Source organism: Pradoshia eiseniae (assembly GCF_002946355.1).
Lineage (GTDB): Bacteria > Bacillota > Bacilli > Bacillales > Pradoshiaceae > Pradoshia > Pradoshia eiseniae.
On sequence record NZ_PKOZ01000001.1, the window covers coordinates 941,402 to 958,938 of the forward strand.

General features: G+C 40.6%; 15 protein-coding genes. 13 read left to right on the forward strand and 2 right to left on the reverse strand.

Annotation, left to right across the window (positions count from 1 at the left end; genetic code table 11):
- The first annotated feature begins 316 nt into the window (after positions 1 to 316).
- The 5 genes from CYL18_RS04640 to CYL18_RS04660 all read left to right on the forward strand — a co-directional run bounded on the left by CYL18_RS04640 (position 317) and on the right by CYL18_RS04660 (position 8,805).
- Entirely contained in the window at positions 317 to 1,009 is a 693-nt protein-coding gene (locus CYL18_RS04640; RefSeq protein WP_104848259.1) for an ABC transporter ATP-binding protein, read from the forward strand.
- Entirely contained in the window at positions 1,006 to 4,215 is a 3,210-nt protein-coding gene (locus tag CYL18_RS04645) for an FtsX-like permease family protein (protein WP_104848260.1), read from the forward strand. The genes CYL18_RS04640 and CYL18_RS04645 overlap by 4 nt, the downstream gene beginning before the upstream one ends.
- A gap of 400 nt (positions 4,216 to 4,615) precedes the next feature.
- A complete protein-coding gene (proB, locus tag CYL18_RS04650) occupies positions 4,616 to 5,740 on the forward strand; it encodes a glutamate 5-kinase (protein ID WP_104848261.1) in 1,125 nt (374 codons plus the stop codon).
- Positions 5,733 to 6,980, forward strand: a complete 1,248-nt coding sequence (locus CYL18_RS04655) for a glutamate-5-semialdehyde dehydrogenase (RefSeq protein WP_104848262.1) — start codon at positions 5,733 to 5,735, stop codon at positions 6,978 to 6,980. The genes proB and CYL18_RS04655 overlap by 8 nt, the downstream gene beginning before the upstream one ends.
- A gap of 670 nt (positions 6,981 to 7,650) precedes the next feature.
- Entirely contained in the window at positions 7,651 to 8,805 is a 1,155-nt protein-coding gene (locus CYL18_RS04660; RefSeq protein ID WP_104848263.1) for a cyclically-permuted mutarotase family protein, read from the forward strand.
- A gap of 467 nt (positions 8,806 to 9,272) precedes the next feature.
- Here the strand turns inward: CYL18_RS04660 and CYL18_RS19360 are convergent, their stop codons facing one another.
- A complete protein-coding gene (locus CYL18_RS19360; RefSeq protein ID WP_201741232.1) occupies positions 9,273 to 9,422 on the reverse strand; it encodes a hypothetical protein in 150 nt (49 codons plus the stop codon).
- A gap of 277 nt (positions 9,423 to 9,699) precedes the next feature.
- Entirely contained in the window at positions 9,700 to 10,140 is a 441-nt protein-coding gene (locus tag CYL18_RS04665; protein ID WP_104848264.1) for an OsmC family protein, read from the reverse strand.
- A gap of 212 nt (positions 10,141 to 10,352) precedes the next feature.
- Between CYL18_RS04665 and CYL18_RS04670 the strand changes: the two genes are divergently transcribed.
- The 8 genes from CYL18_RS04670 to CYL18_RS04705 all read left to right on the forward strand — a co-directional run bounded on the left by CYL18_RS04670 (position 10,353) and on the right by CYL18_RS04705 (position 17,537).
- The gene (locus CYL18_RS04670) at positions 10,353 to 11,300 is read left to right on the forward strand and encodes a peptidylprolyl isomerase (protein ID WP_236636233.1); all 948 of its coding nucleotides are present in this window, start codon (positions 10,353 to 10,355) and stop codon (positions 11,298 to 11,300) included.
- A gap of 173 nt (positions 11,301 to 11,473) precedes the next feature.
- Complete coding sequence (locus CYL18_RS04675; protein WP_104848265.1) at positions 11,474 to 12,043, forward strand: nitroreductase family protein; 570 nt, start codon at positions 11,474 to 11,476, stop codon at positions 12,041 to 12,043.
- Between the two features lie 112 nt (positions 12,044 to 12,155).
- Positions 12,156 to 12,734, forward strand: coding sequence for an RBBP9/YdeN family alpha/beta hydrolase (locus CYL18_RS04680; protein WP_104848266.1), 579 nt, complete (start codon positions 12,156 to 12,158; stop codon positions 12,732 to 12,734).
- 25 nt (positions 12,735 to 12,759) lie between these two features.
- Positions 12,760 to 13,404, forward strand: coding sequence for an SDR family oxidoreductase (locus CYL18_RS04685; RefSeq protein ID WP_104848267.1), 645 nt, complete (start codon positions 12,760 to 12,762; stop codon positions 13,402 to 13,404).
- 351 nt (positions 13,405 to 13,755) lie between these two features.
- Positions 13,756 to 15,165 carry a lysine 2,3-aminomutase gene (gene kamA, locus CYL18_RS04690; protein ID WP_104848268.1) on the forward strand — a complete coding sequence of 470 codons (1,410 nt, stop codon included), beginning with the start codon at positions 13,756 to 13,758 and terminating at the stop codon, positions 15,163 to 15,165.
- 11 nt (positions 15,166 to 15,176) lie between these two features.
- Positions 15,177 to 15,443 carry a YokU family protein gene (locus CYL18_RS04695; protein WP_104848370.1) on the forward strand — a complete coding sequence of 89 codons (267 nt, stop codon included), beginning with the start codon at positions 15,177 to 15,179 and terminating at the stop codon, positions 15,441 to 15,443.
- A 231-nt stretch (positions 15,444 to 15,674) separates the two neighbouring features.
- Positions 15,675 to 17,288 carry a (2,3-dihydroxybenzoyl)adenylate synthase gene (locus CYL18_RS04700; protein ID WP_104848269.1) on the forward strand — a complete coding sequence of 538 codons (1,614 nt, stop codon included), beginning with the start codon at positions 15,675 to 15,677 and terminating at the stop codon, positions 17,286 to 17,288.
- 15 nt (positions 17,289 to 17,303) lie between these two features.
- Positions 17,304 to 17,537 carry a phosphopantetheine-binding protein gene (locus tag CYL18_RS04705; protein WP_104848270.1) on the forward strand — a complete coding sequence of 78 codons (234 nt, stop codon included), beginning with the start codon at positions 17,304 to 17,306 and terminating at the stop codon, positions 17,535 to 17,537.

Consider the following 17,537-nt stretch of genomic DNA (forward strand, 5'->3'; position numbering starts at 1 on the left):
GTCTATTAACCCATGTAAGCTAATCAAATTATAGTGATATTAGCAACCGGCTTCTAACTTGAGTTCTCTCTTCGAAAGATAGGGCTCGAACAGTGCAAACCTTTTAAGCATCAGTTTAAGCAGAGAGCTGGAAAAACATTAATAATAACGTGACTTAATGAATAAGATGCCAAGAATAATAATGTTATAACTAAATAGATTACGGGGTATTTCACCTTTATTTTGGACGAAATTTCGATAAATTAATATTTATTTTAAGTTTTTTATACTATATTATACGTAAGGGTAATATTACCAGTTTGAGTGGGGTGTGATAATGGGGCTTTCAATTTCTGTTCAATCTATAACGAAAGAATTCAAAGGAGATGGCTTTAAAACACTTGCTTTGGATCATGTGAGTGCAGATTTTCAGGAAGGAGAATTTATTTCGATTGTCGGAACATCAGGCTCTGGGAAATCGACCTTGCTGAGTATCATAGGTACATTAGATTCACCGACGGATGGAAAACTACTTTTCAATGGAAAAGACGCACAACACCTATCACCAAAACAGCTCTCCGATTTCCGCTTTGAACACATTGGCTTTATCTTCCAACAATTTCACCTGCTCCCTACGTTAACTGCTTTAGAAAACGTCATGTCACCACTGTTTGCTAGAAAAGTTCCCTATAACAAAAAACAACGCGCAGAAGAAGTATTAACCAAAGTTGGTTTAATCGATAAATCAAGCTCTCTTCCATCCCAATTATCTGGGGGACAGCAACAACGGGTTGCTATCGCGCGGGCTCTTATACATGAACCTAATTGGCTGCTTGCAGATGAGCCTACCGGAAATCTGGATACAGAGAATAGCGAGATTATCTTTGACTTACTTTCTTCCTTAAATGAGGAAAAAGGATGCGGAGTAATCTTTGTTACTCACGATCCGGTTTTAGCACAAAAAACTGGTAGAATGATAAAAATGAAGGATGGTCGCATTCTCACAGATTGGAAGGATGATACGTTATGATTCGATTCATCTGGAATAACTGGTGGCGAAATAAAGGAAGGTTTCTGCTTTTGCTGGCAGGCGCCCTCATTGTCAGCACAGGTCTTAGCTATTTAGTCGGTGTGTCCCAAACGAATAACGGCACGATTGTGAAAGAATTGCAAAATCGCTGGAAATCTTCCTACCATATCGTTGTTCGTCCTCCTGAAGCACGTAGTGTCACAGAGGATTTAAACCTTCTCGAGCCTAATTATCAAAGCGGATTATCAGGAGGGATTAGTCTTGTTCAATATAAAAAAATCAAAGAAATCCAGGATATTGAGATTGCTGCCCCTATCGCCATGCTTGGTTTTATTTCAAACTCTGTTCAATTGGAGAAATTATCATTCAAGGAACAGGGTATATACCGGTTAGAAATAACGGAAAAAGCCAACTCAGGTGCTGATGTAGAAACATATTCTAATTCGGATTATTGGTCAAACGGCATTTGGCAGCCTAAATCAGGTCTTGGAACAGAATATGGCGTCTACCCGGTTTATGAGAATTTTACCATTGGTCATGGTTCGTATGTGATGCTGGCCGGAATAGACCCTGAAGCTGAAGCTGCCTTAGTAGGGTTGGACGAATCTATCATCGAGAATAAGAACAGTCGGTATTTTACAAACGAAGATACCCCATCTTTCTATGATGATGGTGAATTTACTCAGCATCAAATCCCCATTCTTTTAAGCAATCAAGAATACACTGATTCGACCATGACTTATACATTATCTAAGGTAGACATTCCATATCCTTCTGATCAACAAGTCTCTATTATGGAATCGATTAAGGATAAAGGCGGGAAAGCATACTTAGATAAGCAAGAGACAACAGTAGTGAAGTTATATGAGTTTACCACGAAGGAAACCCACAAAAAATTACTTAATGCTATTATGAATCCGACATCCGAAGCCATATATGACAGTCAAAATATCATTGCCTTTAAATCTTCTGATGTAGAATATGAGCCTGTTACCAGCCCTTTTAAAGAGCAATGGCCTTATGCCTATGAGGTTAAGCCTTACATCATTCCTGAAAACCTCGGTCTTAAAGAAAAGATAGCGTACCGTTCCGTCAATATGTTCAATGAAGACTCTTTAAAATGGCCACGAGTTACACTGGATGTTAAAGGAGTTTACGACCCATCTAAATTGAAATTATCAAAGGATCCTTTGACTGAACTTCCAATGGAAACCTATTTTCCTGCAAAGGCCAAGTGGGTATTGGATAAGAACGGGAATCCGGTTAACCCTTCATCTGATATGATTCCGCTGGATAATCCCTATGGTTTTTTAACAAAACCGCCATCCATGCTGACAACAATTGAAGCTGCTGCTGGTATTCTTGGTGAAAAGCCGATTTCCTCCATTCGAATTAAGGTCCATGATGTTGAAAAGATGGATGATGCCAGTGCTGAACTTTTAAAAAAAGTAGCTAAGCAAATCGAAGACGAGACAGGATTAATAACAGATATCACGCTGGGTTCTTCTCCGCAACCGGCATTAACCTACATTCCGGGTACTAAAACTAAAGATTCCCTTGGCTGGATTGAGCAGCCCTGGATAAAGTTAGGTTCTTCTGTATCTATATTTCAGGAAGCTAAGATTGGATTAAGTGGGGTTATAGCCAGTGTAATCCTCGTAGCGATTGTGTATGTGTTTTCTTCCAATCTTGTCATGATGTATACGCGAAGAAAAGAATTTGCCGTCTTGTTGTCTATTGGTTGGCGCCCTGGTCAATTATCGAGACTTTTATTTATGGAAGCTACATTATTAGGTATCTTTGTTTCCCTAACCAGCTGGCTTATTCTTGGCTACATTTATCTCACCAGTGAAATCAGCCCATCTCTTTTCCGTTTTATTCTGATAGGTTTATTTGGTTTGATGATCTATTGGCTAGGAACGATTATTCCTGCATTATTGGTTAGGAAAATCAAACCTTATGAAACAATGAAATCAGGTGAAGTCTCCTCTGTTGGAAAGCGGTGGATTCCATCAAGGTCCATCTGGACCATGAGTTTACATTATCTGGTGGGTAAGTGGAAGAGAAGTCTTTTATCGATTATCTCGATATCGCTTCCGACAGCATTATTTATCGTCTTTTTATTCGTCACTTTCCGTTTAAAAGGAGTAATGTATGCTACATGGCTTGGACAATATGTAGCAGTGGAAGTGAGTTCCCTTCATTATATTGCGATGGGAGTCGCTTTACTGATTTCTATTCTAACAACTACTGAGATTATCTGGCAAAACGTCTCGGAAAGGCAGCCTGAAATTGCTATATTGAAATCAGTAGGCTGGTATAATCAATCGATTTACTGGCTAGTGATACTTGAGGGAGTTTTTAGTGGTTTTTTTGCCGGCATCATTGGAATAGCATTGGCTATTTTCTTCGTTTGGGAATTGTATGGAATCTTCCCAGCTGAACAGCTCGTTTTTTTTCTTTTGGCTATATTTATCCCTATTCTAACTGGGATGTTAGGGGCTGTCTTTCCTGCTTCAAAGGCGATGAAAATCCAACCATATCAAGGGATGAGTGGAACGGCTGAGTATTCCAGGAAGACAGAAAAACAAATGAAAATCGCTCTATTTGGAATAAGTGCTCTACTTTTTATCGGTCTTATTGGTCTGCTGGCAAATGCGATACCGGAAATGAAGGAATCAAATGCTGTGCCTGTAAATACTAATCAAGTGATGACGACAGAGGGGGAAACGACGAAAAAGGCAGATATAACTGTTAACCATACGATTCCTAACGAGAAAAGTGGCGATATCCCAGCATCCTTACAAAGCTTTTATGATGAAGCCTGGAAAACAGTCCAGCTTGGTGAAACAATAAAAAACTCTCCGATACAATCATTTAAACGAAGTGAAGTCTCTATTAAAGAGATTCCGGCAAATCATATGGAGTATATATCTATTACAATGGATGTGAAAAATGAAGAAGATGCAGAGGGAGGCAATTTGAATATTAAACCAGTTGGGTTTAAAATGGTTGATGGAGATGGGAAGGAATATATGCCAATTGATATTGAGATACCAAAGAAAAAGCATTGGAATGGTTATCAATTAGCTCCTGGAGGCCATGTTCAATTTAAACTTACCTTTGAAGTTCCAAATAGCAAAAAACCAATGGTCTTGATTTATCTTTCATCATATGAAGTAGGTCCTGTTTTAGTAGAAATATGAAGGAAGAGAACATGTTGGAAAAATGTTTTTTAAAAAGATTTCACTTGAGCTAAAAAATATCTTTCGAATCAGTTGACTTTTCTCATCCAACTTTTCATAATAATAAGAAATATTATGAACGTTAACGGAGGACTAGTAACCCTTATATGATCCGAATGATGGAAAGAGAGCAGGATAAACAGCTGAAATATCCTGCATGTTCGGCAATATGCGGTGAACCTGCCTCCCGAGTCCCTTTAATCGAGGGCGCTTTTAGAGCGTTAACATAGATTGAGCGGAATGCTTATGTCAGCATTCAAGTTAGGTGGTACCACGGAAATCATGCCCTTTTCGTCCTTACATCATGATAAGGATTGGAGAGGGCTTTTTTCTATTTTTAGCAACAAAGGAGGTCAACCACGTGTCAAAAAAGAGGATTGTCTTAAAAATAGGCAGCAGCTCGCTAACGAATTCTAAAGGCGAAATAGACGAACAAAAATTTATGGATCATATCAAGGCAATCGCAGCCTTGCGCAGCTTTGGCCACGAGATTGTTTTGGTTTCATCAGGTGCAGTGGCTGCCGGTTTCCGTGCGCTTGGATACCCCGGGAGACCGGTGACACTTAAAGGAAAGCAGGCTGCAGCGGCAGTGGGACAAAGCCTGCTGATACAAAACTATATGCTAAAGCTAGGGCAATATAAGATTACGCCTGCACAGATTCTCCTCACGAGGGCCGATTTCTCCATAAAGGAGCGGTACAAAAATGCCTATTCAACATTGGAGGAATTATTGGGCCGCGGCATCATTCCGATTATCAATGAAAATGATACGGTGTCCGTTGCAGAGTTGACGTTTGGAGATAATGATATGCTTTCTGCCTTGGTCAGTGGTTTGGTTCATGCCGAGCAATTAATCATTTTGACGGATATCAATGGAGTCTATGATTCTCACCCAGCGAAGAATAAGATGGCAAAGAGATTCGACCAAATTGATGAGGTGACTAGTCCATTATTATCCATTGCGGAAGGCTCAGGAACAAAAATCGGCACAGGCGGCATGCTTTCTAAGCTGTTGGCGGCAAGGACGGCCAATTCCCTCGGGGTTAAAGTGTTCATTGGTTCAGGACATGGCGAAAATAAATTGCTTAATATTATGGCAGGGTGCGGGGATGGAACTTATGTCGGCGGGGAGAATTTGAGTTCATTGAAAAACACGAAGCAGTGGATTGCCTTCCATTCAGCTGTCACAGGCAGAATTTTCGTTGATGAGGGAGCCGAGCAGGCTTTGCTTAATAGAGGAAGCAGTTTGCTGCCTGCAGGTATTCAGAAGCTATCTGGTTCCTTCGAAAAAGGAGATGTCGTAGAGGTTCATGGAAAATCAGGACTTCTTGGAAAGGGAGAGGTGCTATATCCCTCCTATATCCTGGAGAGAATGATTGGCAAGCAAAGCACAGAGCTTGCCTATGGCACAAATATGAGCATGGAAATCATCCATCGTGATCAATGGGTGACGATACCTAGAGAGAGGAAGATAATCAATGAGTGAGGTCAGGGAAAAAGGAAGAATCGCCAAAGAAGCCAGCTTTGCCTTATTGAATGTTTCAGCAGAAGAGAAGAATGCAGCCCTAAGCTTGATTGCAGAGAAACTGTTGTCTGAAAAAGATTATCTGATTCAGGAAAATGCCCGCGACCTTAGGGCTGGACAAGAAGCAGGTTTGACAGAATCAGTTCTGGACCGGATTATGCTAAATGAAAAACGGATTGAAGATATGTCTGCTGCGATTAAGCTTTTGATTGAAATGAAGGACCCGATTGGAGATGTTCTTGAAACCATCAAAAAAGAAAATGGTCTCTTCATTCAAAAGAAGACGGTGCCAATCGGCGTTATCGGAATGATTTATGAGGCAAGACCAAACGTGACGGTGGATGCGGCAACTCTCGCATTAAAGACCGGGAATGCCGTTGTGCTTCGCGGCAGTTCATCTGCCAAATATTCGAACGAAGCGCTCGTTAAGGTCATTCATGAAGCTTTGTCCCAATCAGCGATCACGCCTGAGAGCATACAGCTGATTGAAGATACAAGCAGGGAGACGGCGAAGGAGCTGTTCACACTCAATGAATTTCTGGATGTTCTTATCCCGCGCGGAGGCAAAAAACTGATTGAAACAGTCGTCAAGGAATCAACGGTACCAGTGTTAGAGACCGGTGCCGGCAATTGCCATTTGTATGTCGACCAAACCGCCAATTTTGAGATGGCCTGCCAAATAGCCATCAATGCGAAAACGCAAAGGCCTAGTGTTTGCAATGCGATTGAGTCCATTTTAATAGAGAACGAATGGTTTTCTCGTCATGGCCATGCCTTCCTGCAAGAGCTTCATGAGCATGGTGTGACGATTTATGGTGATGATGAAATATGCCATGCTTATGAGCCAGCTCATTGTGCGGATAAAGATGACTGGGGCAAGGAATACCTTGGTCTTGAGGTAAGTATAAAGATCGTTTCTGACGTGGATGAAGCGATTGCTCATATTAATCAATATGGAACGAAACACTCAGAGGCCATTATCAGTGAGGATGAGGAGAATGTTCGCCTATTCATGAATTTAGTGGACGCAGCAGCCGTGTACCATAATGCTTCTACAAGATTCACGGACGGATTTGAGTTTGGCTATGGCGCAGAAATCGGAATCAGCACACAAAAGCTGCATGCCCGTGGCCCTATGGGGCTGAAAGCCTTAACCTCCAATAAATTTTATGTTTATGGGGAAGGGCAAATCAGGGGGTAGATGATATTTGACTGGTGTGAAGATGGTAATTAACCATATTCATTTCAGTCAATTTTTTTGTTGGGTGAAATCTCTAGTAGATACCTCACAGATGCTAAATGCCTATCAAACTGATGATAGGCATTTAGTATGCAATTAAGTTATATAAATAAGAAATTTTTTTCTAAATATTAAAATGTAGAGAAAATTATTTACATTAATCCCTATACCTGGTATATTTTTACTTATAAGAAGAAGCAACTTAAATTGAAATATTCGTTGATAATTGGTCGATCAGTTACTGTATTGGCCAACGATTTGTTGTTTTTATCCATATTTACTCCTCCGAAAAATTAAGTCATAAGCATTTGCTTAACAACTTCCTGCTGTAATCACAAGATCCTCCTTTTTTAAAGTTTGTAAATCTCTGTTCATTAGGCTATGCAGAAAATGAGATTCGCTTTACCCGCTTTGTTTTTACTTCAACTAACTCTAGTTCTCTTAACTTAATTCCATAACATAAATAGAATTTCTACCACAAAGAAGGTAAGGGGGTGTATAAAAAACATCTAACCAAATCCAACATAAGAATAAGCTGAAATGTTTTGTCACAATTACTATTACTTTACTTATCGTCTATAAAGTTCTGTTATCAAGATACGTTATTTTAATTATGAGGGGAGAAACTATTGTGAAAAAGGTGATTTTTGCCGTAATTTTAATCGCGCTCGTGTTTGCAGGTCAAAATGGAACGAATATAAGTGCATCAAACAAATCAGGGAAAGCGAAATCCATAAAAAAAATTACTTGGGAGCATTCAGGTGAATTGGAAGCGCAAAAGGGATTTGACAAGAATATTGGAACAGCAGGTGTGCTATCTGGCTCTTATAAAGACTATATAATAGTTGGTGGGGGAGCGAATTTCCCTTATGAAACGGTACTAAATGGTGGTGTAAAGAAACATTATTCAGATATATATGTACTAAAGAAAGAGAAGGATAAGCTATCTATGGTTCAACATACTAATCTTGATTATGAGATCGGCTATGGAACCTCTATAACGACAGATAAAGGTGTCTATTATATTGGCGGAAGCCCTGAGCAGGAGTATGCAAATGATATTATTTTGCTAACTGTCGGTAAAGATAAAAGATTAAAAGTGAAGAAAATAGGTGATTTACCATTCACCATAAGTGATGGGATTGCGGTAGAGAAAAACGGCAAATTATATATTGGACTTGGTAAACAAAACGGAGTGGGCAGTAATAGTCTATATGAATATGATTTGAAAACAAACAAAACAAAAAAATTAGCTTCCATACCAGGGGAAAGTGTCCGGAATCAAAGTGTAGCTCAATTATTAAATGGAAGCTTATATGTATTTAGCGGTGGTGGTTCAGTTGCTTATACAGATGGATACAAATATGACATTGCAAAAAACACTTGGTCAAAAGTATCACCAGTAACGAACGGGGAGAAAGAAATTTCTTTGTTAGGAGCTAATTCAGTTAAATTAAATAACGAAGAAATGATGGTGATAGGAGGATTTAATAAAGAAATTTATGATGATGCAACAGAAAAATTAAATACCTTACAAGGAGAAGAATTATTAGCCTTTAGAACAAAATACTTTAATGCTGATCCTTATGAGTTTAAATGGAATAAAGATATTTTAATATACAATGCGAAAAAGAACACTTGGAAATCCATTGGAAAAGTCCCGTTCGATGCACCATGTGGTGAAGGTTTAGTTTTAATGGGTAATACGATTTATTCCATAAATGGAGAAATAAAACCTGGGGTAAGAACAAATGCCATATATTCGGGAACCATGTATTATCAATAACTGGGATATAACATGAAAGAGGAACAAAATATAAATAAATCATAATAGACTTTGTTTCTTAATTAATGAATTACGGTGAAAAACAAGTTCGTTCCATTGAGCTACAGCTACTCCCTTTCCGCGGGGAGGAAGCAGAGCCTCCTCGGCTACGCCGGGGTCTCTCGCCTTTCCTCTATTTCCGGCAAGAGTCGAGTAGCTTCAGCGAAATTCCACTAGTTATGATAATAGGATGCAAAATAAACCAATGTATAGAATATAAGTAAAAAGCCTAAGCCCATTTGCCTTTTTACTTAAAAAATATGGGCACTTCTATTAAAATTTTGTCACCACAACAACGATAATAAAGTAGCATCGAAAAAGTGAAATGGACCCGGTCCATTTCACTTTTTTCGTATAGGGAAGCCAGTATGTCGCTGATTTTTGCGCTGTGTCACTGTTAATGACTCTATAAGCACTCAAAGTGTTTACTAATCACGCATTGCTCCTGCTTCTCGGGAAGTCATCGCTCCCTGTCCTGCTGCAACATCTTTTTGAATTTGTTGTTTAACTTTTTGTGGATCAGTTCCGGAAACTTTAGTAGACACTGGATTCTTGTTAGTTCGTTTATTCTGCTGCATAGTGTCCTCCTTACTTTATTATTTAACCATATTATTATTTCGAATAAACGCTAACAATATCCTGTGCTTTTTAGATGTTTTCAAAAAACGCAAATGTCATACAAGTTGCAAGTGCTTCTTCTTCAAAAATACTTCTTCAATTGTTATACCGAATCGCTTTTCTATTTCGGTACCCGGAGCTACTTCCAGAAAGGAAGTAGCTTTATTATTTCTCACAGCCAAATAGTAAACAGAAGCAAGGAACTTTGTGAAAACAGCCTTTTAGCAAAGCGGCAACTTATTGGATGGTAACCTCTAGTTCAAGTTCCACATTTCCCATGATTGCCCTGCTGATCATGCAGGATTTTTCTGCCTTCTCGGCCAGCTTCCTGACGAGATTCTTTTCCTTCTCAGTGGCAGAATCTTTTAATTGGATGGTTGGTCGATGGATGATTTTCTTATATGTAAAAACGCCGTTTGTAACATCGACTACTCCTACAGACTCCAAGGTAAGATCCTCTTTCTCAAGTTTACTTCGCTCCAGCATGGCTGCGAGTGTAATGATATAGCAGGTTGAAGCGGCACCTAAGAGCATCTCATCAGGATTTGTCCCTATGCCAGGCCCATCCATTTCTTTCGGTATCGATATTTGCGTCTTCAATTGCCCGGCATCAATGGTTCCTGTATCATTCCGTAATCCAGGCCAATTCGCTTTTAAGTGAAAATAGTGTTCAGCCATCAAAACTCCTCCTTTTAAAATTATATTACCTTATGCTGGAGGTGGAGGGGCGTATTATGCTTGGGATATGAATAGTAAGATGCAATTTTCCACAAAATAGATAGATAAAAATTATCATTCGAATTTTAAAAATACTATTTGACATATAGCTGACACATTATATGATTATAGTAACACCATAGAATACTCATAATGATAGGAGTTATCAAAACATGTCAAACGAACGAAACAATGAACAAAATGAACAGCTTGATCAAGCGGGTCAAGAGAAAAAAGCGCCCAAAAAGAAAATGAGCAAAAAGATGATTGCTGGCATCACCTCAGCCGTTATTTTGGTAGCTGCTGTAGCCGGTGGCTCATATGCATATGTTAAGTCACAAACAGTGGCGAGTGTAGATGGGGAACGGATTACGAAGGAAGAATTATACGATACATTGGTTGGAGTGTATGGTCCATCTGCTGTAGATAATTTGGTCACAAAAATCGTGATTAATAAAGAAGCGGACAAGCGTGACGTTAAAGTGAAAACAAGCGAAATTAACGCTGAAGTGGCAGTATACGAAGAAAATTACGGCGGCGAAGAAGGCCTGAAATCTGCCTTGAAATCAAGCGGGCTGACTTTAGCTGATTTGAAGGAAGACATTGAAACCAATATCAAGATAGAGAAATTAATGGCAAAAGATATTAAGTTAACGGATGATGAAGTAAAAGCCTATTATGAGGAAAACAAACAAAACTTTGATACACCAGAATCAATCGAAGTAAGCCATATCTTAGTGGAAGATAAAAAGACAGCGCAAAAAGTGCTAGACGAGCTGAAAAAAGGCAAGGATTTCGCAGACTTGGCTAAAGAATACTCCACTGACACAGCAACAGCAGAAAAAGGCGGCGAACTAGGATTCATCACTCATGGTGAAATGGTTGAAGAATTTGAAGATGCGGCCTTCGCCTTAAAAGTCGGAGAAACGAGCGATATTGTCAAATCCAGCTACGGATACCACATCATTAAAGCGACTGATTATAAAGAAGCGAAAGAATCCACTTATGAAGATTCTAAGGAACAAGCAAAAGAAGCGGCTTTAGCGGAGAAAATCTCTTCTGAATACAGCTCATGGGTTGAAGAATTAAAAGAAAAATACGATATTAAAACGAATCTGTAAGATTTGATTAAAGCTGGATTGAGACACCACATAGTGGTGCTTGATCCAGCTTTTTTTAATGAATAGGGACTCAAAAAGTTAGAAGTTTTTGATAATTCATTCCTAAATGTATATATTTGTATTATCGCTATACCAAATAAAAAGGCAGCAATGGATGGGAGAGAGAAAGAAAGATGGAATTATTTGAAGCAATCAAAACACGAAGAAGCATAGGGAAGGTTAAGGATGATCCGATTCCGGAAGAGTTAATCCGTCAAATTATTGAAGCGGCTACATGGGCTCCGTGCCATCACCGGACAGAGCCGTGGCGTTTTACCGTTTTAGCGGGCGATGGGCGTGACAAGCTGCGGGATGCTTTAGTTGCATCGCTTAAAACAAGCATGGACGATCCCGAGACTGATGAAAATAAGCAAAGACTTGAGAAAATCAGTAAGCAGCCTTATCGTGCGCCTGTCATTATTGTTACGGCAATAGAACCAGCCGAAAATGACAAAGTCATCAGGGAAGAGGAATTTGCGGCAGGGCATGCGGCAGTTCAAAATATGCTGCTAGCTGCACATGCCCTGGGACTAGGAGCTGTATGGCGGACGGGCAAGCCTTTATATACGAGGACGATGTCCGAGGCATTCGGCCTAAGCGAAAAGGGGTCTGTGACAGGTTTTATCTATATTGGTTACCCGGATATGACACCACCACCTGCAAAGAGAAAACCAGTTGATGAAATTACCCAATGGTATAGTTAAGACCGACTAAAACCCTATTCCTGTCTAGTTAGCTGGAATAGGGTTTTATTTTTTATGGACATAAATTACATTAATCTGATAAACTTAGTATGAAATAAAAAGGAGGGTCATTATGACTGAAAGCTACTTAATTCTCCATGGTCTAGGCGGAAGCGGGCCAACACATTGGCAAACATGGCTCTATCATGAATTGATTAAAGTGGGAAAGCCGGTCTATTATCCGACCCTGCCGCAATATGAGCATCCTCGATTATCTAAATGGATAGAGGAGCTTGACCATACATTCAAAAATATCAGCAATGATGAAAAACTAACAGTTATTGCCCATAGTCTGGGCTGTATTCTCTGGCTTCAGTACTTGAAAAAAGGGCTCCCAGAAATGGTGGAGCGCGTCCTTTTAGTTGCCCCTCCGTCTCCTTATCATGAGAATGAATTCATTCAAGCGTTTTTCCCCTTGGACGTTAAGGGTATAGAGAAACATCAGCCTTTCAAACACACCCTGCAAATCCAATCAACAAATGATCCGTATTGTTCGATTGAGGATAGCAATTATTTCAAGCATCTCGGCCTCCAACAAAAGGTGGTATGGAACAAAGGCCATCTTAATGTTGATTCTGGTTTTGGGCCGTGGCCGTGGGTGCTGGATTATTGTTTGCAAAAGCAGGAGGTCTCGATTATAAAGGAAGGCTAATTAAAAGCGAACAGGAGTTGAGCCCTTGAAGGTTTTAGTTGTTGGAGCAAATGGACAAATCGGTCAAAAGATCGTTAAACAGATTCAGGATTCAGAGGAGCATTCCGTCGTTGCGATGGTGAGAAAGAATGAACAGAAAGAACAACTTGAAAAAGAAGGAATAGAAGCGGTATTGGCTAATCTGGAGGATAGCGTAGATAATTTGGTCAAAGCCCTTTCCGGAGCGGATGCCGTCATCTTTACGGCAGGCTCCGGAGGAAGTACTGGTGCCGACAAAACATTGCTGATTGACTTGGACGGCGCTATTAAAATGATGGAAGCATCTGAGCAGGCTGGTGTGGACAGATTCCTGATCATCAGCGCGCTTGGGGCAGATAAGAGAGAGAACTGGAGCGAGGAAATTAAATCCTATTATGTTGCGAAGTATTACGCAGACAAAGCGCTTGAGAAAAGCAACCTTAATTATACAATCATCCGTCCGGGCGCACTTGTGAATGAACCGGGAACCGGGAGTGTCTGGGCAGGCACTGAGTTCGAATATGGCAAGATTCCAAGAGAAGATGTAGCAAAAGTGGCAGTGACCTCACTTACGGCCGAGCAAACCTACCGTAAGGCATTTAACCTCATCTCAGGCGATGCAAGTATCAACGAGGCGATCAAGCGCCTATAATCTTTTTTTGCAGGCAGGAAGCTGATTCAAAACACCTTTAGGCTGTTTTTCGAATCAGCTTCTTTGTCTAAAATCATGTTAGCCCCTCTGACAGCGGCCTTTTTCCATGGTTTGGCGTCATAAATGGACTTTTCTTTTTCCTATGGACTTCATAGATAGAGCAAGTGTATAAAAACTCATATCAATCTCCGGTCACTGGTGAATACCCAATGAAGGCAATTTAGTGAAGTAGGACTAAAGAAAGCTTTTCCACTTTCTTTTATCTAATATACACATATGCCCATCATCTTTCATATAGATAATTAGAAAGAGAGAAGTTATTTGTCCTGCAAATATGGGGAGGGAGCGTATATGAACAATCAATTATACAAACCAACGCGACATTGGAAGGATATCGAGCTCTGGAAGGATGTCACGGAGGAGCAATGGAATGACTGGATCTGGCAGCTGACCCATACGATAAAGACCTTGGAAGACTTGAAGAAAGTCATCAACCTAACGCCAGACGAAGAAGAGGGAGTCCGCATCTCGACCAAAACGATTCCCCTTAATATAACCCCTTATTATGCTTCATTGATGAATCCGGATGATGAAAGATGCCCAATCCGAATGCAATCGGTTCCGATTGGGAAGGAATTATATAAAACACCATACGATCTTGAAGACCCGCTCCACGAGGATGAAGATTCCCCAGTGCCTGGGCTGACCCATCGCTATCCTGATAGGGTGCTCTTTTTGGTGACAAACCAATGCTCGATGTATTGCCGTTATTGCACCCGGAGACGATTCTCCGGCCAGATCGGCATGGGTGTTCCGAAGAAACAGCTTGACCAGGCTATCAATTATATTCGGGAAACACCGGCTGTAAGGGATGTCCTTATTTCCGGTGGTGACGGATTATTGATCAATGACAGCATTCTCGAATATATCCTGAAGAATTTACGAGCCATCCCGCATGTGGAAATCATCCGAATTGGAACACGTGCCCCTGTCGTCTTTCCGCAGCGGATTACGGAGAATCTGTGCAATATACTGAAAAAATATCATCCAGTATGGCTGAATACGCATTTTAATACATCAATCGAAATTACAGAGGAATCTAAGAAAGCTTGTGAAATGCTCGTCAATTCCGGTGTTCCTGTTGGCAATCAGGCGGTAATCCTTGCTGGAATCAATGACAGCGTGCCTATTATGAAAAAGCTCATGCATGATTTAGTCAAAATCAGAGTACGTCCGTATTATATTTATCAATGTGATCTATCAGAGGGAATTTCCCATTTCAGAGCTCCAATCAGCAAGGGACTTGAAATTATTGAAGGATTAAGGGGACATACGAGCGGTTATGCTATTCCGACGTTTGTTGTCGATGCGCCGGGCGGAGGCGGGAAAATTTCGCTTCAGCCAAATTATATCCTCTCTCAATCTCCAGACAAAACGGTACTTAGAAACTATGAAGGGGTTATCACCACCTATCCTGAGCCGGAAACCTATACAGCAGGAACTGCCGATGGTTATTTCCAGCAAATCTATGGAACCTATCAGGAAGAACGTGGAGATGGCGTATTAGGCTTACTTCATGATAAACAATTCAATCTGGTTCCGAAAGATCTTCCGCGTTATCACAAACGGGAAGGTTATGCACAAGCCCCAGATCACTCCTCTTTGAAAGACAAGCGAGAAAAAAGGGATCAATTGAAGGAAAAGAAATTCATGGCCCAACAAAAACCAACCCCAAAAGTTGAGGAAGGCGGCCAATCATGACATCTATCTGTATGTGGTGCGAAGAAAAGGCCGCAAACGAAATGAAGGATAAAGTTTATTGGGAACTTCCAGATGGAACGAATGCGATTGAAATCACAGAGGTGCCCTCATATAAGTGCAATGAATGCGGCATTGTCTATCAAACCGATGAACAGGTGAAGGAAATTGAAGACCAGCTATTTCTTATTGATACGAAACAGCTGGAGAAGAGCCTAACCTATCAGGAGCTGATGGAGAAGCCGAGACTGCTAAAGAGGAATTATTTTGATTTTGGATGAGATGACGAATATGGTTTATATCAAGCTCCAAATCCCTCTTTTTATAAAGGGCTTTGGAGCTTTTGTCATGTGCTTAAAGTAAGGAAGAGGACAAAGACAATATTTATAGTTATAAAGTTTCAAAATTAATAAAAAAGATTGACCTGAAAAGGGAAGAGTAGTAGCATGTATTTTCAGATGAGAGTGAGAATCATTCTCATCAAATAGAGATAGACTGTCAGGAGGGTTTGTATGCTCGATGGATTTGTGCCATGGCCGGCAGAAAGAGCCGAATTCTACCGGGAAGCGGGCTGCTGGAGCGGCTTAACTTTTGGGGAAATGCTAGAAAAGCGGAGTAAAGAATATGCTCATCAAATTGCTGTAGTGGGTCATAATGGCCAGCTAACCTATCAAGAATTGAATGAACGAGTCGACCAGCTTGCGGCTGGTTTGCAGAGGCTGGGCATTGGAAAAGAGGACCGTGTGGTTGTCCAGCTGCCGAATGTTATTGAATATGTTGAAGTGGTCTTTGCATTGTTTAAAATAGGCGCATTGCCAGTTTTCGCCCTTCCTTCTCATCGATATAACGAAATCAGTTATTTCTGTGACTTTACCGAGGCAAAGGCTTATATCATAAAAGACAAATTCACTGGATTTGATTATAGGGAATTAGCGCGCCAAGTGAAAGCGGAGCTTCCGCAATTATTAAATGTCATTGTTTGCGGTGAAGAACAAGAATTCATGAATCTATCATCCCTTTATAAGGAGGAGCCATTTGAAAAAGTAGTAGTGCAAGGAAGTGATGTCGCATTCTTGCAGCTATCTGGAGGAAGTACCGGATTATCAAAGCTGATTCCGCGCACGCATGATGAATATATGTACACAATCAAACGAAGTGTTGAATGCTGCAAAGTGTCTGAGGATACGGTCTTTCTTATTGTTCTCCCTGTCTCGCATAATTATCCGATGAGCTCGCCTGGGATTCTTGGGACTTTATATGCGGGCGGAAAAATCGTGCTTAGTTTAACGCCAAGTCCTGATGAGGCCTTTCCTTTAATCGAGAAACATGGCGTGACGATGGTGTCGTTAGTTCCTCCTCTAGCCTTGCACTGGCTTGATGTGAGGGAGAAATATGAGGAAGAGTTAACAAGCTTAGAAGTTATCTTGGTGGGAGGGTCTAAATTTAGTGCAGAAGCTGCAAAACGAATAGAGCCTTCTTTCGGCTGTACTCTACAACAAGTTTTTGGCATGGCGGAGGGCTTGGTGAACTACACCCGTTTGGACGATCCGTACGAAAAGAGGATTTATACCCAGGGACGTCCAATGTCACCGTATGATGAAATCAAAATCGTCGATGAAGAGGACAGAGAAGTTCCTGCCGGAAAACCTGGTCATCTATTGACTAGAGGTCCTTATACGATTCAAGGATATTATAAGTCGCCCGAACATAATGCCAAGGCGTTTACAAAGGACGGTTTTTATCGAACGGGTGATATTGTATCTGTCGATGAGGAGGGCTATTTGACCGTTGAAGGACGTGATAAAGACCAAATTAATCGCGGGGGAGAGAAGATTGCCGCCGAAGAAGTGGAGAACCATCTACTTGCTCATTCGGCTGTGCATGATGCTGCAATAGTCGCAAAGGAAGATAAGTATTTGGGAGAAAAAAGCTGTGCCTTCATAATTTTACGCGAAGATTATCAGGCAACGAAAAAAGAGCTGAAACAATTTTTGAAGAACCGAGGTCTTGCGACGTACAAAATACCGGATGATTTCGTTTTTGTCGAGCATTTCCCGATGACTCATCTTGGAAAAGTATCAAAAAAGGATTTGCGAAATCAATTAATAACAGGAGTTAGCCGATAGAAAGGAAGATTTTGAATGTCATTAGAACAATTACGATTATTACTAGCTGATTATCTCGATGATGAAGAATGGAGAAACCTAGAGGATAAGGATGATTTGACTGATTGCGGCATGGATTCCATCGCCTTTATGTCAATAACCGAAGAGCTGCGGTCACAAGACATTATGGTCACGTTTATGGATTTAGCGGAAGAAACGACAGTAGAGGCTTGGCACCGGAAAATACAAGAGAAAACTACTGCCCAGTAA

Coding starts and splice junctions, on each gene's coding strand:
- CYL18_RS04640 (WP_104848259.1), top strand. CDS start 317: ATGGGGCTTTCAATTTCTGTTCAATCTATAACGAAAGAATTCAAAGGA.
- CYL18_RS04645 (WP_104848260.1), top strand. CDS start 1,006: ATGATTCGATTCATCTGGAATAACTGGTGGCGAAATAAAGGAAGGTTT.
- CYL18_RS04655 (WP_104848262.1), top strand. CDS start 5,733: ATGAGTGAGGTCAGGGAAAAAGGAAGAATCGCCAAAGAAGCCAGCTTT.
- CYL18_RS19360 (WP_201741232.1), bottom strand. CDS start 9,422: ATGCAGCAGAATAAACGAACTAACAAGAATCCAGTGTCTACTAAAGTT.
- CYL18_RS04665 (WP_104848264.1), bottom strand. CDS start 10,140: ATGGCTGAACACTATTTTCACTTAAAAGCGAATTGGCCTGGATTACGG.
- CYL18_RS04670 (WP_236636233.1), top strand. CDS start 10,353: ATGTCAAACGAACGAAACAATGAACAAAATGAACAGCTTGATCAAGCG.
- CYL18_RS04675 (WP_104848265.1), top strand. CDS start 11,474: ATGGAATTATTTGAAGCAATCAAAACACGAAGAAGCATAGGGAAGGTT.
- CYL18_RS04680 (WP_104848266.1), top strand. CDS start 12,156: ATGACTGAAAGCTACTTAATTCTCCATGGTCTAGGCGGAAGCGGGCCA.
- kamA (WP_104848268.1), top strand. CDS start 13,756: ATGAACAATCAATTATACAAACCAACGCGACATTGGAAGGATATCGAG.
- CYL18_RS04695 (WP_104848370.1), top strand. CDS start 15,177: ATGTGGTGCGAAGAAAAGGCCGCAAACGAAATGAAGGATAAAGTTTAT.
- CYL18_RS04700 (WP_104848269.1), top strand. CDS start 15,675: ATGCTCGATGGATTTGTGCCATGGCCGGCAGAAAGAGCCGAATTCTAC.
- CYL18_RS04705 (WP_104848270.1), top strand. CDS start 17,304: ATGTCATTAGAACAATTACGATTATTACTAGCTGATTATCTCGATGAT.